The organism is Amycolatopsis sp. lyj-23, assembly GCF_046549135.1.
Taxonomy (GTDB): Bacteria; Actinomycetota; Actinomycetes; order Mycobacteriales; family Pseudonocardiaceae; genus Amycolatopsis.
On record NZ_JAJPWN010000005.1, the window covers coordinates 288224 to 304052 of the forward strand.

Genomic DNA, 15829 nt, shown 5'->3' on the forward strand with positions numbered 1-15829 from the left:
AAATGGTATCGACACCGGGTTTAGCGTTGACGGCATGACCACTGCTTCCGTCGACGTCGACACGGCCCGCAGCGACTACGCGGCCCTGGTCGGCCGAGGCCTCTCCCTGGACATCACCCGCGGCAAGCCGTCCCCCGAGCAGCTCGACCTCTCGAACGCGCTGCTCTCCCTCCCGGGCGACGGCACCTTCAAGGCCGAGGACGGCACCGACGTCCGCAACTACGGCGGCCTCAACGGCCTGCCCGAGCTGCGCCGCATCTTCGCGCCCGCGCTGCAGGTGCCCGCCGGGCAGCTGCTCGCCGCCGGGAACTCGAGCCTCGAGCTGATGCACGACGCCGTCGTCCAGGCGCTGCTGAGCAAGCTGCCCGGTGCCGAGCGCCGGTGGGCCGACGAGCCGCAGGTGAAGTTCCTCGCCCCGGTCCCGGGCTACGACCGCCACTTCGCGCTCACCGAGCGCTTCGGCATCGAGCTCGTGCCGGTCGCGATGACCGACGAGGGCCCGGACATGGACGTCGTCGAGACGCTGGTCGCCGAGGACCCGGCCGTCAAGGGCATCTGGTGCGTCCCCAAGTACAGCAACCCCACCGGGATCACGTTCAGTGACGACGTCGTCCGGCGGCTCGCCACCATGCGCACCGCGGCGCCGGACTTCCGGATCTTCTGGGACAACGCCTACGCCGTGCACCACCTCACCGAAGCCGAGCCGGAGCTGGCCGACGTCCTGGCCCTGGCCACCGAGGCCGGCAACGCCGACCGCGTCTTCGTCTTCGGCTCCACCTCGAAGATCACCCTCGCCGGGGCCGGCGTCGGCTTCTTCGGCGCGTCCGAGGCCAACCTCGCCTGGTGGACCGCGAACACCGGCAAGCGCACGATCGGCCCGGACAAGGTCAACCAGCTGCGCCACGCGCACTTCCTCACCGACGAAGCCGGCGTCCGCGCCCACATGCGCAAGCACGCCGAGATCATCGGCCCGAAGTTCGCGGCCGTCGACCGCATCCTCACCGAGGAGCTGGCGGACCTGGCGTCCTGGACCAAGCCGACCGGCGGGTACTTCATCACGCTGACCGTCCCGCAGGGCACCGCGAAGGAGGTCGTGCGGCTGGCCAAGGAGGCCGGGGTCGCGCTGACCCCCGCTGGGGCGACGCACCCGCAGGGCAACGACCCGGCCGACGCCGTCATCCGGATCGCGCCGACCTTCCCGAAGCTGGCCGAGGTCGAAGAGGCCGTCCGCGCGCTGGCCGTGTGCGTCCGGCTCGCCGTCGCGCAGCGCGGCTGACCAGGGCAAACCGAACTCGATCAAAAATTTTCCCGTTTTGACCGAGCCGGGGGACGCCCAGGTACGTATGACCGGTGGGTGAGGTGGACGAACTCGTCACGAGAGGACGTCCCCCGGTGTTCGGAAAACGCTACACAGAGCAGCTGATCGAGCGCAGCGCGGAGAACGCGACCGACCGCCGCCGCTTCCTCAAGGCTGCGGGAGCGGCGGGACTCGGCGTCGCGGGTGCCGGCGCGCTCGGCACGGCGCTGTCGCTGGGCCTCGGCTCGGCCGGTGCCACGTCGCAGTACGGGCAGGGAGGTGACGCGGCGAAGGAGGCGGCGAGCGACGCCGCCGTGCTCAACTTCGCGCTGAACCTCGAGTACCTCGAGGCGAACCTGTACTCGTTCGCGGTCTACGGCTACGGGCTGAACGAGAAGTACGTCAACGGCATCGGCAACCTGGGCAAGGCCAACGGCGGCCACGCGGTGAAGTTCAAGAGCGAGCACACCAAGCAGATCGTCCAGGAGATCGCCGGCGACGAGGTCGCCCACGTCAACTTCCTCCGCAAGGCGCTGGGCAAGGCCGCCGTCGCGCAGCCGGAGATCGACTTCCAGAACAGCTTCACCGCGGCGATGCAGGCCGCGGGCGTGATCAAGCAGGGCCAGACGTTCGACCCGTTCGGCAGCGAGAACAACTTCCTCCTCGCCGCCTACCTGTTCGAGGACGTCGGCGTGTCCGCCTACAAGGGCGCCGCCCCGCTGGTCAACAACAAGACGTTCCTCGACGCGGCCGCGGGCATCATGGCCGTCGAGGCCTACCACGCCGGGATCGTGCGGTCGGCGCTGTTCGAGCGCGGCCTCGGGGACATCACGAACAAGATGTCCGACGCCCGCGACAGCCTCGACGGCAAGGCCGACGACGACGAAGGCGTCCTCAAGGACGGCAAGGCGAACCTCGTGCCGGCCGACGCCAACGGCATCGCCTTCGGGCGGTCCGCCGAGCGCGTGCTCAACATCGCCTACCTCAACCCGGACAAGGTGTCCTCGGGTGGGTTCTACCCGCGCGGCTTGAACGGCGACATCGCCACCAGCGGTGCGAAGGAGAAGTAGGCACCGCGTGCCGCCGTCACGGTAACGTCGACGACGGCGGCACGCGGGAGTCGAGGGGGCGCGAAGTGCGGGTAGTGGTGGCGGGCGGCGGGATTTCGGGCACGGTCACGGCGATGGCGCTCAAGCTCGCCGGCCACGACCCCGTCGTGTACGAGGCCCATCCCGCGGGCGGCGACGACGCCGGCGCGTTCCTCACGATCATGCACAACGGCATGGACGCCCTGCGCGCGATCGGCGCCGACGGGCCGGTGATCGACGCCTCCTTCGCCGCGCACGGTGTCGAGCTCGTTGCGTCGACGGGGGAGACCGTCGGGCGGCGCGAGTTCGACACCGAAGGCCTCGACGCCCCGCGCACCCTGACCCGCGCGACGCTCTACCGCGTCCTGCAGGACGAGGCGGCGCGGCGCGGTGTCCCGCTGGAGCGCGGCAAACGGCTGGTGGGCGCGCAGCCCGGCCCGGACGGGATCACGGCGGAGTTCGCCGACGGCACCACCGGAACGGGTGACGTGTTGGTCGGCGCGGACGGGTTGCGCTCAGTGGTCCGGCGGCTGATCGACCCGGCGGCGGACGAGCCTCGCTACACCGGGCTGACCGTCGTGTACGGCTACACGCGGGCGGGCGGGCTGCCCGCCGCGCCCGGGATCTACCGGATGGTCCGCGGCAGCCGGGCGGCCTTCGGGTTCACCACGGACCCGGACGGCGCCACGTTCTGGTTCGCCCGCATCCCGGACGCCGAACGGTCCCGCGAGGAGATCGCGGCGGTCACACCGGCGGGCTGGCGCGAGTTCGCGCACGCGGCGTTCGACGGCGATCCGTTGCCCTGCGCGGAAATCATCGCGGCGACCGGCGACGAGGTCTTCGGCGGCCACTCCTACGACGTCCCGGAGACACGGGTGTGGTCGACACCGCAGATGGTCCTGGTCGGCGACGCGGCCCACGCGGCCTCCCCGGCGGCCGCCCAGGGCGCCTCGATGGCCGTGGAGGACAGCGTGGTCCTCGCGCAGTGCCTGCGCGACCTACCGGACCCCGCCTCGGCGTTCGCGGCGTACGAGGGGCTGCGGCGCGAGCGGGTGGAGAAGCTGGTCGCGGCGAGCGCCGGCCAGGACGTCGGCGAGGAGAGCGGCTGGCTGTACGCGCACCACATCGACTGGGACGCGAAGATCACCGCCTAGCCCCGCCCAAGCGCCCCAAGGCGGCCTTGGTTGCGTTGAGTCAGCACTGCGGCGCGAAGCGCCTCCGTTGAGGGTGGCGGTGGGGGCATGGATGGAGCACCGAAGGCCGCCTTCGTTGCGTCTCACGCACCGAAGGCCACATTGGGGCGCTTCAGTGCAGGTCCCTCAGCGGGCCGAACGACCGCCGCAGGAGTCGCGGATCACCAGTTTCGTCGGCAGCAGCACCGGTTCCGGGGCCGCCGCGTTCTCGAGCATCGCCAGCAGCGCGCCCGCCGCCGCCGTGCCGAAGCCCGGTTTGTCCTGGGCCACCGTCGTCAGCGCCGGGTCCACCAGGGACGCCACCTCGATGTCGTCGAACCCCACCACGGCCAGGTCCGCCGGCACCCGCAGCCCGGCCGCGCGGGCCGCCAGCAGGGCGCCGACCGCCATCTCGTCGCTGGCCGCGAACACCGCCGTCGGCGGGTCCTTGCGGGCCAGGAGCCGCCGCATGCCGACGAACCCGCTTTCGCGGTAGAAGTCGCCGCCGACCACGAGGTCCTCGGTCACCGGCAGCCCGGCTTCGGCCAGCCCGCGGCGGTAGCCCTCGGTGCGGGCGGCCGCCGGCGCGTTGCCGCGGGGGCCGGTGATCGTCGCGATCCGGCGGTGGCCGAGGGCGGCCAGGTGCCGGACGGCTTCCGCCGCGCCCCCGGCGTTGTCCGAGGTCACGTGGGTGGCCCGCGGGCCGGACAGGGCGACGTCCAGCGCGACGCACGGCAGCCCGGACTGGGCGAACGCGGTGAACGCGTCGGCGTCCGTCCCGCTGTCGATGAGCACCAGCCCGGCCAGGTGGTGGCGCCGGGTCATGCTCACGTAGCCGATCGGGTCGGCCAGTGACACGCCCGGGTGGCGCTCGCGGGCGTGGTCGCTCGTCGCGAGCATGAGCAGGTGGTAGCCGTGCGAACTCAAGGCGGATTTGAGGCCCAGCAACAGGTCCTGCAGGAACGGGTGCCGCCAGCCGGGCCGTCGGTGGTCGGTGTCCCAGACCAGCCCGACCATCGCCGACTGCTGCCGCGACAGCGCGCGCGCCGACTCGTTCGGCGAGAAGTCGAGGTCCCGCGCGACGCGTTCGACGCGTTCGCGGGTCGTCGCGCTGACCGTGGCCGGGCGGTTGAACACGCGCGACACGGTGGCGACGGAAACCCCGCAGAGCTGCGCAACCTCGCGGGCAGTGACCATGTGCGCCTCCGTTCTTGTAACCGGTTACATCTCTAGCACACGACTTCGGAGTGCGTAAACGCCGGAGCGCGTTACTATTTCGTTACTTGACGGCAACGGGCTGGGAGCGCTCTCATGGGTCCCACGTTTTCCCGACCGGCCCGTAGAACAACGGAGATCTCATGCGCCCGAAAACGAGGAACCGCCGGATCCGCCTGCTCGCCGGGGTGGGTGCCACCCTGGTCGCGCTCACCGCGCTGAGCGCCTGCGGGGACAGCGGCGCCGCCGGTGGCAAGGTCAAGCTGAGCCTCGGCCTGTTCGGCAACTTCGGCTACACCGACCTGATCAAGGAGTACCAGGCCGCGCACCCGGACATCGAGATCACCGAGCGGACCGCGTCCTACTCCGACCACCACAAGAACCTCGCCGCGCACCTGGCCACCGGCGGCGGCGCCGCGGACATCGAAGCGATCGACACCGGGTACGTCGCCCAGTTCAAGGCGACGCCGGACAAGTTCGTCGACCTGAACACCGTCGGCGGCGACAAGCTCAAGGACCGCTGGCTGCCCTGGAAGTGGGCCGCGTCGCTGGGCAAGGGCGGGCAGCAGATCGGCTACGGCACCGACGTCGGCGGCCTGGCCATCTGCTACCGCCGCGACATGTTCAAGACCGCCGGACTGCCCGAAGACCGCGACGCCGTCTCCGCGCTCTGGCCGACCTGGCAGGCCTTCTTCGAGACCGGCAAGCGCTTCCAGGCCAAGGCGCCGAACGGCGTCAAGTTCATGGACGGCGGCCCGACGGTGCTCAACGCGATCGTCGGCCAGGCCCCGCAGGGCTACTACGACCAGAACGACCAGCTCGTCGTGGGCAGCAACCCGGCGCTGCGCCAGGGCTGGGACCTCGTGGTCGACGCGGTCAAGGCGAACCTGAGCGCCGGCCTGCTCTACAGCACGCCGCAGTGGAACACCGGCTTCACCCAGGGCCAGTTCGCCACCGTGACCTGCCCGGCGTGGATGATGACCAAGATCAAGGACCAGGCGCCGGACACCGCCGGCAAGTGGGACGTCGCGACCGTGCCCGGCGGGGGCGGCAACTGGGGCGGCTCGTACCTGACCGTGCCGAAGCAGGGCAAGCACACGAAGGAAGCCGCCGAGCTCGCCGCGTGGCTCACCGCGCCCGAGCAGCAGGCGAAGGTCTTCACCAGCAAGGGGCTCCTGCCCTCGGCGCCGTCGCTCTACAGCGACCCGAAGATCACCGGGTACACCAACCCCTTCTTCTCGGGCGCGCCGGTCGGCAAGCTCTTCACGGACGCGGCGAAGAAGCTGAACCCGCAGTACCAGGGCCCGAAGGCCGGCGACGTGCAGACCGAGTTCGGCAACGCGATGCAGCGCGTCGAGCAGGGCAAGCAGGACGGCGCAGCGGCGTGGCAGCAGCTGGTCGGTGACGTCTCGAAGATCAAGTGATGGCGGTCAAAACGCTGACCTTCGCCGAGCGGCGGCAGAAGTGGGACGTCAAGCTGTCGCCGTTCGGCTTCATCAGCCCGTACTTCCTGATCTTCGGCGTCTTCGGGCTGTTCCCGCTGCTGTACACGGCGTTCGTGTCGCTGCAGAAGCGGAACCTCATCGACGCCGAAGGCGCGCAGTTCATCGGCTTCGGCAACTACGAGCAGCTGCTGTTCCACGACCCGTACTTCTGGAACGCGATGGGGAACACGGTCAGCCTGTGGCTGCTGACCACGATCCCGCAGATCCTGTTCGCGCTCGGCATCGCGCACCTGCTCAACCGGCGGCTGCGCGGGCGGACGCTGTTCCGGATGGGGATGATCCTGCCGAACATCACCTCGGTGGCGGCGGTGACGATCATCTTCGCGCAGCTGTTCGGCCGGGACTTCGGCCTGGTCAACTGGGTGCTGAGCTGGTTCGGGGCCGGCCACGTCGACTGGCAGGCCGGCACGGCCAGCTCGCACACCGCCATCGCGGCGATGGTCGTGTGGCGCTGGACCGGCTACCACGCGCTGATCTTCCTGGCGTCGATGCAGGCGATCCCGTCGAGCATGTACGAGGCCGCCACGCTCGACGGCGCCAAGGGGTGGCAGCAGTTCTGGCGGATCACCGTGCCGCTGCTGCGGCCGCAGATCATCTTCTCCACGGTGATCGCGACGACCGGCAACATGCGGCTGCTCGCCGAGCCGCTGCTGTTCAACCCGGGCACCGCGGCGGCCACCGGCGGGTCGGACCGGCAGTTCCAGACGGCCGCGCTCTACCTCTACGAGCAGGGCTTCTCCAAGTACGACTTCGGCTACAGCTCGGCGATCGCGCTGATCCTGGCCGTGGCCACGATGCTCGTCGCGGGCCTGTCGTACCTGGTGACCCGGCGGATCCAAACGGACTGAGGAGCGACATGACTTCCGTGCTGACCCCGGCCGCGCCCGCGCCGCCGTCCGCCGCGCCCGGGCGGATCCGGCGCCTCGGCAAGCGGGTCGCGAGCCTGTGGACCTACGCCGCGCTGATCGCGATCCTGGCCGGCTCGGCGTTCCCGGTGTACTGGTCGTTCGTCGTCTCCTCGCAGACGACGGAGGCCGTCGGGAGCGTGCCGCCGGTCCTGGTGCCGGGCGGGCACCTGTTCGAGAACATCGCCCGGGTCTTCGACCAGACGGACTTCGCGCTGGCGCTGGGCAACTCGCTCATCGTCTCGGGCACGATCACCGTCTCGGTGGTGCTGTTCTCGACGCTGGCCGGGTTCGCCTTCGCCAAGATGCGCTTCCGCGGGCGGACGGTCCTGCTGCTGGTCGTGGTCGCCACCCAGGCGATCCCGACCGAGCTGGGTGTCGTCCCGCTGTACATGATGATGGCCGACTTCGGGTGGGCCGGGCAGCTGCAGGCGGTGATCGTGCCCGGCCTGGTCACCGCGTTCGGCGTGTTCTTCATGCGCCAGTACTTCGAGCGGGCGCTGCCGCTGGAGCTGCTGGAAGCGGGCCGGATGGACGGCTGCGGCTCGCTGCGGCTGTTCTGGCACGTGGCCCTGCCCGCCGCCCGCCCGGCCGCGGCGGTGCTCGGGCTGTTCACCTTCATGCAGGCCTGGAACGACTTCTTCTGGCCGCTGGTCGTGCTGGTGCCGGAGAACCCGACCGTCCAAACCGCACTGTCCACTCTGGCCAGTGGCTACACCACCGACTACACGCTCGTGCTCACCGCCGCCACCATCGGCACCGTCCCCGTCCTGCTCGTGTTCCTGCTGTTCGGCCGCCAGATCGTCGGCGGCATCATGCAGGGCGCGCTCAAGGGCTGACCTCCCGGAGCTCACTGTGACCACCAGCTTCCCGCCCGGCTTCCGCTGGGGCGTCGCGACCTCGGCGTTCCAGATCGAGGGTGCCACCACGGCCGACGGCCGCGGACCGTCCATCTGGGACACGTTCGCCGCGGTCCCCGGCGCGGTGGCGGGCGGCCACACCGGGGAACCGGCGGCCGACCACTACCACCGCTGGCGCACCGACCTCGACCTGCTCACCGGGCTCGGCGTCGACGCCTACCGGTTTTCCGTGTCCTGGCCGCGGATCCAGCCGGACGGGCGCCGCCCGGAGCGGCGTGGCCTCGATTTCTACCGGCGGCTGGTGGAGGGCCTGCGGGAGCGGGGGATCGAGCCGTTCCTGACGCTGTACCACTGGGACCTGCCCCAGGCGCTGGAGGACGCGGGCGGCTGGCGCTCCCGCGACACGGCGTTCCGCTTCGCCGAGTACGCCGCCATGGTGCACGAGGAGCTCGGCGACGTCGTCGACCACTGGACGACGCTGAACGAGCCGTACCCCTGCGCGGTCGCGGGGTACGGCGAAGGCCGCCACGCGCCGGGCGCCAGGGAGGGACACGGCGCGCTGGCGGCCGCCCACCACCTGCTGCTCGGCCACGGCCTGGCGGTGCGCGCGATGCGGGAGCGGGCGGCGCTGCCGCACCAGTTCGGCATCGTCCTCAACCAGTCCCCGGCGGTCCCGGTGTCGGACTCGGCCGCCGACACCGCGGCGGCCGCGCGCCAGGACACGCTGCTGCGCCGCCAGTTCACCGACCCGCTGTTCGGCGGCCGGTACGCCCCCGGGCTGGCGGCGATGTTCGACGGGGTGTCGGACTTCTCCTTCCGCCACGACGAGGACCTGTCGGTCATCGGCGAGCCGCTCGACTACCTGGGCGTCAACTACTACTACCGCCTGCACGTCGCCGACGCCCCCCACCGTGAGCCGGACCCGGCCCGGCGCACGGTGGCGGACATCGGGGTGGACACTTCGCGGCTGCCGGACGTCCCCCGCACGGGCATGGGCTGGCCGGTGGAGCCGGAGGGCCTGACGGAAGCCCTGGTCGGCCTGCACAACCGCTACCCGGGGTTGCCGCCGGTGTACCTCACGGAGAACGGGTGCGTGTATGCCGATCGGAGCGACTTCGCGGACTACGAGCGCATCAGCTTCTTGAGCGAGCACATCGAGGCGGTCCGCACGGCCGCGGCGGCCGGGGTCGACCTGCGTGGGTACTTCTGCTGGTCGTTGCTGGACAACTTCGAGTGGGCGCACGGGTACAAGCACCGCTTCGGGCTGATCCACGTGGACTACGAGACCCAAGCTCGCACGCCGAGGGCGAGCTACCGCTGGTACCGCGACTTCATCGAAGCCCAGCGCGGGTAGGCGCCCAAGCGCCCCAATGTGGCCTTCGTTGCGTGAGACGCACCGAAGGCCGCCTTGGGGCGCTTACTTCGTGTACAGGGCCTCGATGTCGAGGGCGTAGTTCTTCGAAACCACGTTCCGCTTCAGCTTCAGGCTCGGCGTGATCTCCCCGCCGGCCTCGGTGAAGTCGTTGGCCAGCACGGTGAACTTCTTGATCGCCTCGGCCTTGGACACCGACCTGTTCGCCTCGTCCACCGCGGCCTGGATCTCCGCGAGCAGGTCCGGGTCCGCGGCCAGGTCCGCGACCGTGGCCGAGGCGGGCTTGCCGTGCTGGGTCTTCCAGGACGGGAAGTACTCCTCGTCCACCGTCACCAGCGCCGCGATGAACGGGCGCTGGTCGCCGACCACCATCGCCTGGCTGACCAGCGGGGACGCCTTGATCGTGTCCTCGAGACCGGACGGGGCGACGTTCTTGCCGCCCGCCGTCACGATGATCTCCTTCTTGCGGCCGGTGATCTTCAGGAAGCCGTCGGCGTCCAGCTCGCCCAGGTCGCCCGTGTGGAACCAGCCGTCCGTGAGGGCCTCCGCAGTGGCCTGCGGGTTGTTGTAGTACGCCCGGAACACGACGTCGCCCTTGAGGAGCACCTCGCCGTCGTCGGCGATGCGGACCGACGTGCCGTTGACCGGCTTGCCCACCGTGCCCACGCGGAACGCCGTCTGGGTGTTGACGTTCGCTGCCGCGGACGTCTCGGTGAGGCCGTAGCCCTCGAACACCGGGACGCCGATGCCGCGGAAGAAGTGCGCCAGCCGGGCGCCCAGCGGCGCGCCGCCGGACACCGCCGCCACGCAGCGGCCGCCGAGGGCCGCGCGCAGCTTGCCGTAGACCAGCTTGTCGAACGCCAGGTGCTTGAGCTTCAGCCCGAGCCCGGCGCCGCCGTGGTCCTGCGCTTCGCTGTAGGCGACGGCCACCGCCTCGGCGGCGTCGAAGATCTTGCCCTTGCCCTCGCTGTGGGCCTTCTGCTTCGCCGAGTTGTAGACCTTCTCGAACACGCGCGGCACGGCGACGACGAACGTCGGCCGGAAGGTGCCCAGGTCGGCGACCAGGTTCTTGACGTCGGGGGTGTGCCCGAGGGTGACGCGGGCGCTGAGCGCGGTGACGGCGATCGCCCGGGCCAGCACGTGCGCCAGCGGCAGGAACACCAGCAGCGAGTTGCCCTGCTCCATCAGCTGCGGGAACGCCTCGATGTCGGCGCGGATCTCGGACAGCAGGTTCCGGTGGGTCAGCTCGACGCCCTTGGGGCGGCCGGTGGTGCCCGAGGTGTAGACGATGGTGGCGAGCTCGTCCGCGGTCACTTCGCGGCGCCGGTCGTGCAGCTCGTCGTCGGACAGCGAAGTGCCCAGCGCCGAGAGCTCTTCGACGGCGGGGGAGTCGCCCTCGATCTGCCACGTGTTCGCCAGCTCGGTGAGCCGGTCGCGGATCTCCCCGACCGCCGCGGCGTGGGCGTTCGTCTCGACGAACACGCCCTTCGCGGCCGAGTCGGACAGGATCCAATACACCTGTTCGGGGGAGGACGTGTCGTAGATCGGCACGGTGACCGCGCCGGCCGCCCAGATGGCGAAGTCGATCAAGGTCCACTCGTAGCGGGTCTTCGACATGATCGCGACGCGGTCGCCGCGGCCGATCCCGGCCTGGGCCATCCCCTTGGCCACGGCCAGCACCTCGGCCGCGAACTCCTTGGCGGTCACGTCCAGCCAGCTGCCCTCGACCTGGCGGCGGAAGCTCACCACGTCGGAGAACCGCTCGGCGTTCGCCCAGACGACGTCGGACATGTTTTCGTCGTCGGCCACCGGCTTGCCGGCGGGAGCGCTGTATTCGCGCACGTGGACCTCCGTGTTCAACGCGTGCGGCAGGTGACACCGCTGTTACCCGCCAGTCAACTTAGCGTGGTGAGCACCTTAAGACCATGCTGATCGGCGTCGCGCGGCGAGGGCGTGACATTCTTCGCACGTGAACGCACCGCCCGCCATCGACGTCGTCGACGAGACGTTCCTCGCGGTCCCGCCGTCCACCGTGGCCGCCGTCTTCGCCGATCCCGGATCGTGGACCCGGTACTGGCCCGACCTGGTCCTCGAGGTCTACACCGACCGGGGGGACAAGGGCCTGCGCTGGACCGTCCGGGGCGCGCTGGTCGGTACGATGGAGGTCTGGCTCGAGCCGGTGCTCGACGGCACCCTGCTGCACTACTTCCTGCGGGCGACGCCCGCTGACGCGGCCGGGGCGCCCCGGGAACTGGCGCCACGCGACCTGCGCCGGGAGTTCGACCGGCGCGCCCGCGCGGCGAAGGCGGTCGCGCTCGGGCTCAAGGAGGTCCTGGAGGACGGGCGCGAGCCCGGCGTCCCTCCGCGAACCGAAGGCTGAACGAAGGCTAGGGGGCCAGGGGTGCGGGTACACGTCGTCTCGGACGTGCACGGCAACGCGGACGCGTTGAAGCGGGCGGGTGACGGGGCGGACGCCCTGGTCGTGCTCGGTGACCTGATCGACTTCGTCGACTACCACGACCACGACAAGGGCATCATGGGCGCCCTGTTCGGCGCGGAGAAGGTCGGCGAGTTCGCCCGCCTGCGCCGCGAGGGCACCCGTGACGAAACCGTTGCCTTCTCCCGCACGCTCTGGGCGACCCTCGACGACCCGGCGTCCGCGGTCGACGAGGCCATCCGCGCCCAGTACGCGACGCTGTTCGCGGCGATGACCGCGCCCACCTACGCCACCCCTGGCAACGTCGACACCCCGGCGCTGTGGCCGGAGTTCACCGGCGAAGGCGTGCAGGTGCTCGACGGCGAGGTGGCCGAGATCGGCGGCCTGCGGTTCGGGTTCGTCGGCGGCGCGCTGCTGCCCGACGGGGTCGTCCCGCGGCCCCGCAAGGGCGCCGCCTGGCGCCCCTACCTGCGGGATCGCGCGGACTACGACCGCAGCGTGGCCGCGCTCACCGACGTGGACGTCCTCTGCACCCACGGCCCGCCGGCGCTGCCGGAGCTGACCTACGACGTCGTGGCGCGCCGCAGCGAGATCGGCTCGACGGCGCTGCTGGAGCTGATCCGGGCGCAGCGGCCGCGCTGGTCGGTGTTCGGGCACGTGCACCAGCCCCTGGCCGCGCGCGCCCGCGTCGGCCTCACCGAGTGCCGCAACGTGGGTCACTTCAAGGAGACCGGGCAGCCGTACGTGCTGCGCTGGTGACCAAGCGCGGCGGCTACGCTTCGACCCATGGCCGAGCAGTCCACACAGTCCATCGAGGTCGACGCCGAGCCCAGCCGGGTGATGGCCGTGATCGCCGACTTCCCCGCGTACCCGGAATGGGCCAAGGCCGTCCGGCAGACCGAGGTCCTCGACACCGACGCCGAGGGCCGGGCCAAGCAGGTCAAGCTGACCTTGGACGCGGGCCCGATCAAGGACGTCTACACCCTCGCCTACGACTGGGACGAAGACGGCCTCGGCGTCAGCTGGCACCTGGTCAAGGGGCAGATGCAGAAGGCGCAGAACGGCCGCTACGCGCTGGCCGACCTCGGCGGCCGGACGCGGGTCACCTACACGCTGTCGGTCGAGCTGGCGCTGCCGATGATCGGCCTGCTGCGCCGCAAGGCCGAGAAGATGGTCATGGACACCGCGCTGAAGGAGCTCAAGAAGCGGGCCGAGGGCTAGCACGTGCGGATCCTGCTCTGCACCGGCAAGGGGGGTGTCGGGAAGACCACGCTGGCCGCGGCCACCGGCGCCGCCCTCGCCGCCCGCGGCAGGAAGACCCTCGTCGTGTCCACGGACCCGGCGCACTCCCTCGGTGACGCGTTCGCCCGTCCCCTCGGGACCGAACCGTCCGAAGTGGACGCCCTGCTTTCGGCGGTGCAGGTCGATTCGCGGACCCTGGTGGACGCCACCTGGGTGCGGCTGCGCGGCGAGCTGCGGACCGTGCTGGCCGGCGCGGGCCTGGACACCCTCGACGCCGAAGAGCTCACCGTGCTGCCCGGCGTCGACGAACTGCTCGCCCTCACCGAAGTCCGGCGGCTGGCCGAGGACGGCCCGTGGGAGACCGTCGTCGTCGACTGCGGCCCGACGGCCGAGACGCTCCGGCTGCTCGCCCTGCCCGAGGCCGTCTCCGGCTACCTGACCCGCGTGTTCGGCCCGCGCGGACGCGTCACGGACTCGGTGCGCCGCCTCGGTACCCACCTCGACGGCCTGCGCGCCCTGCTCACCGACCCGGCGGTGACGACGGTCCGGCTGGTGCTGACCCCGGAGCGGGTGGTGGTCGCCGAGGCGCGGCGCACGCTCAGCTCCCTGGCCCTGCGCGGCATCGCCGTCGACGGCGTGATCGCCAACCGGCTGATGCCCGCGCCCGGCATCTGGCGCGGCGGCGCCGCGTCCTGGCTGCGCACGCGCCGGACGCAGCAGGACGCCGTGCTCGCCGAACTGGCCGCGGCCGGGATCGCGCCGGTCGCCCGGGTGGAGCACCGGGCCGTCGAACCGGTCGGCCTGCCCGCGCTGCTGGAGATCGCCGCCGAGCTGTACCGCGGCGAAGACCCCCTGGCGGGCCACGGCACCCCGGTCACCCCGCTGCTGCGCGTGCGGCCCGCCGACGACGGGTACTGCCTGCGCGTCGCGCTCCCGCTCTCGCGGGACGCCGAGGTCGACCTCGCCCGCGTCGACGACGACCTGGCGATCACCGTGGACGGCTTCCGCAGGCTCATCGCCCTGCCGGAGCCGCTGCGGCCGTGCCGGATCACCGGCGCGGAATCCGACGCCGACGGCCTGGTCGTGCACCTGGCCGGGAACCGGGGACGCGGGTGAGCGAAGCGGAACACGGGCCGCGGCTGGCGGAGGAGATCCGCCTGCTCGCCGAGCTGGTCGCCGAGAAGGCGGCACCGTGGCTCGACGGGGTGCTCGCGGCCGGGCACGGGCCGCCTGACGAGGCGAAACCGGACGGTTCGGCGTGCGGCTGGTGTCCGCTCTGTGCGATCGTCGCGGTGGTGCGGGGTGAACGGCCGGAGCTGGTCGCGCGGCTGGCCGAGCAGCTCGCGCAGCTGGTCGCCCTGCTGCGCGCGGTGCTCGCGGACCGCTGGGAGCCGGAGGAGGGCGTGCACATGCCCGGGTTCAAACCCGCCCCGCGGGCCGCCGCGGACGCCACCACGGCGACCAGGGTGCAGCACATCGCCGTCCGCCGGCGCGACGAGTGGGAGAGCTGAGTGCGGACGATAGGGGTGGACGTCGGCGGGACGAGCGTCCGGGCCGGCGTGGTGGACGAACGCGGCTCCCTGCTCGACACGGCCAGAGTCGCGACGCCGACCGAGGAAGGCGCGCTCGAGGACGCCATCGCCGGCGTGGTCGAGGACCTGCGCAACCGCCACGACGTGGCCGGGGTCGGCCTGGCGGTGGCGGGGTTCGTGGCGCGCGACCGCCGGTCGGTGATGTTCGCCCCGCACCTGGCGTGGCGCGGCGCGCCGGTCGCCGACCGGATCGAAAAGCGCGTCGGCCTGCCGGTGCTGCTGGAGCACGACGTCAATTCGGCGATCGTGGGCGAGCACCGCTTCGGCGCCGCCCGCGGCGCCCAGGTGGCGGCCCTGGTGGCGCTGGGCACGGGCATCGGCGCGGGCTTGCTGCTGGACGGCAAGCTGTACCGCGGCGCGTACGGCGTGGCGCCCGAGCTGGGCCACCTGACGGTGGTCCGCGGCGGGCGGCCGTGTCCGTGCGGCAAGTACGGCTGCTGGGAGCGCTACTGCAGCGGAACGGCGTTGGCGGCGACGGCGGTGGAGCTGCTGGCCCGCCACCCGGGCCGCTCGACGGTGCTGGCACCCCAGGTGGCGGGCGACCCGGGTTCGGTGACGGGCCGCCGCGTGGCGGGCGCGGCCCGCGACGGCGACCCGATCGCCCAGCTGGCGATGGCGGAGCTGGCCAAGTGGCTCGGCGAGGGCCTGGCCCTGGTGGCGGACGTGTTCGACCCGGAGATCATCGTGATCGGCGGCGGCGTGTCCGAGTCGGCGCCGCTGTTCCTGGACGAGGCCCGCGAGCACTACGCGGGCGCGATCACCGGCGCCCGCCACCGCCCGCTGGCGCGGATCAGGACGGCCCACCTGGGCGACGACACGGCCATCGTGGGCGCGGCGGCGTTGGCCTTGGAGGCGGCGAAGACCCCGGTCTGATGCCGGTCCGTGCGGCGTTGGCTTTGACAGGCGGCGACGACCCCGGTTCGAGGCCGGTCCGTTGTGGATGGCCCGGGGGTTGTGGATGGCTCGGGCTGCGCCGGGTTCGCGCGGCCGGAACTGTCGGTGCCTCCCGGTAGCGTGGAGATCGGGGGGCGGGCCCCACCGGCCGTAGTGCCCGGAGAGGGTCGACGCGGGTGGCCGGCCTTTCAGGACGGTGGCGTGCGGCTCCGGGGCGAGCGCTGCGGCGGCCGTGTCACCTGTCCCCCGG

At 71.8% G+C, this 15829-nt stretch carries 15 protein-coding genes; 13 read left to right on the forward strand and 2 right to left on the reverse strand.

The window, feature by feature from the left end; all coding sequences use genetic code 11:
- The first annotated feature begins 34 nt into the window (after positions 1-34).
- From ACLJPY_RS13990 to ACLJPY_RS14000, 3 genes are all read left to right on the forward strand, one after another.
- On the forward strand, positions 35-1276 hold the full coding sequence (locus ACLJPY_RS13990; RefSeq protein WP_410588710.1) for an aminotransferase class I/II-fold pyridoxal phosphate-dependent enzyme: 1242 nt from the start codon (positions 35-37) through the stop codon (positions 1274-1276).
- Between the two features lie 116 nt (positions 1277-1392).
- Complete coding sequence (locus ACLJPY_RS13995; protein ID WP_410588712.1) at positions 1393-2367, forward strand: ferritin-like domain-containing protein; 975 nt, start codon at positions 1393-1395, stop codon at positions 2365-2367.
- Between the two features lie 65 nt (positions 2368-2432).
- The gene (locus ACLJPY_RS14000; protein ID WP_410588713.1) at positions 2433-3539 is read left to right on the forward strand and encodes an FAD-dependent oxidoreductase; all 1107 of its coding nucleotides are present in this window, start codon (positions 2433-2435) and stop codon (positions 3537-3539) included.
- 165 nt (positions 3540-3704) lie between these two features.
- Here ACLJPY_RS14000 and ACLJPY_RS14005 read toward each other — a convergent pair whose 3' ends face one another.
- On the reverse strand, positions 3705-4754 hold the full coding sequence (locus tag ACLJPY_RS14005) for a LacI family DNA-binding transcriptional regulator (RefSeq protein WP_410588714.1): 1050 nt from the start codon (positions 4752-4754) through the stop codon (positions 3705-3707).
- Between the two features lie 161 nt (positions 4755-4915).
- Between ACLJPY_RS14005 and ACLJPY_RS14010 the strand changes: the two genes are divergently transcribed.
- Genes ACLJPY_RS14010 through ACLJPY_RS14025 form a run of 4 tightly spaced genes read left to right on the forward strand, consistent with a single transcriptional unit; the run spans position 4916 to position 9396 of the window.
- Positions 4916-6196 (forward strand): extracellular solute-binding protein, encoded by a 1281-nt coding sequence (locus ACLJPY_RS14010; RefSeq protein ID WP_410588716.1) that lies wholly within the window; start codon positions 4916-4918, stop codon positions 6194-6196.
- On the forward strand, positions 6196-7125 hold the full coding sequence (locus ACLJPY_RS14015) for a carbohydrate ABC transporter permease (RefSeq protein ID WP_410588718.1): 930 nt from the start codon (positions 6196-6198) through the stop codon (positions 7123-7125). Before ACLJPY_RS14010 ends, ACLJPY_RS14015 begins: the two co-directional genes overlap by 1 nt.
- A gap of 8 nt (positions 7126-7133) precedes the next feature.
- Positions 7134-8021: a carbohydrate ABC transporter permease gene (locus ACLJPY_RS14020; RefSeq protein WP_410588719.1), complete on the forward strand. Its 888-nt coding sequence runs from the start codon at positions 7134-7136 to the stop codon at positions 8019-8021.
- A 16-nt stretch (positions 8022-8037) separates the two neighbouring features.
- Positions 8038-9396 carry a GH1 family beta-glucosidase gene (locus ACLJPY_RS14025; protein WP_410588720.1) on the forward strand — a complete coding sequence of 453 codons (1359 nt, stop codon included), beginning with the start codon at positions 8038-8040 and terminating at the stop codon, positions 9394-9396.
- Positions 9397-9459: 63 nt separating this feature from the next.
- Here the strand turns inward: ACLJPY_RS14025 and ACLJPY_RS14030 are convergent, their stop codons facing one another.
- Positions 9460-11256: an AMP-dependent synthetase/ligase gene (locus tag ACLJPY_RS14030; protein WP_410588722.1), complete on the reverse strand. Its 1797-nt coding sequence runs from the start codon at positions 11254-11256 to the stop codon at positions 9460-9462.
- 127 nt (positions 11257-11383) lie between these two features.
- Here ACLJPY_RS14030 and ACLJPY_RS14035 point away from each other — a divergent pair, with 127 nt between their 5' ends.
- From ACLJPY_RS14035 to ACLJPY_RS14060, 6 genes are read left to right on the forward strand one after another with little or no spacing between them, the layout of a single operon-like run.
- A complete protein-coding gene (locus tag ACLJPY_RS14035; protein WP_410588723.1) occupies positions 11384-11794 on the forward strand; it encodes a polyketide cyclase / dehydrase and lipid transport in 411 nt (136 codons plus the stop codon).
- Between the two features lie 21 nt (positions 11795-11815).
- Positions 11816-12610 (forward strand): metallophosphoesterase family protein, encoded by a 795-nt coding sequence (locus ACLJPY_RS14040; RefSeq protein ID WP_410588724.1) that lies wholly within the window; start codon positions 11816-11818, stop codon positions 12608-12610.
- Between the two features lie 27 nt (positions 12611-12637).
- Entirely contained in the window at positions 12638-13072 is a 435-nt protein-coding gene (locus ACLJPY_RS14045; protein ID WP_410588725.1) for an SRPBCC family protein, read from the forward strand.
- A gap of 3 nt (positions 13073-13075) precedes the next feature.
- Positions 13076-14209, forward strand: coding sequence for an ArsA family ATPase (locus ACLJPY_RS14050; RefSeq protein WP_410588726.1), 1134 nt, complete (start codon positions 13076-13078; stop codon positions 14207-14209).
- Positions 14206-14604 carry a hypothetical protein gene (locus ACLJPY_RS14055; protein ID WP_410588727.1) on the forward strand — a complete coding sequence of 133 codons (399 nt, stop codon included), beginning with the start codon at positions 14206-14208 and terminating at the stop codon, positions 14602-14604. Before ACLJPY_RS14050 ends, ACLJPY_RS14055 begins: the two co-directional genes overlap by 4 nt.
- Before the next feature lie 15 nt (positions 14605-14619).
- On the forward strand, positions 14620-15558 hold the full coding sequence (locus tag ACLJPY_RS14060) for an ROK family protein (protein WP_410589206.1): 939 nt from the start codon (positions 14620-14622) through the stop codon (positions 15556-15558).
- The last annotated feature ends 271 nt before the right edge of the window (positions 15559-15829 follow it).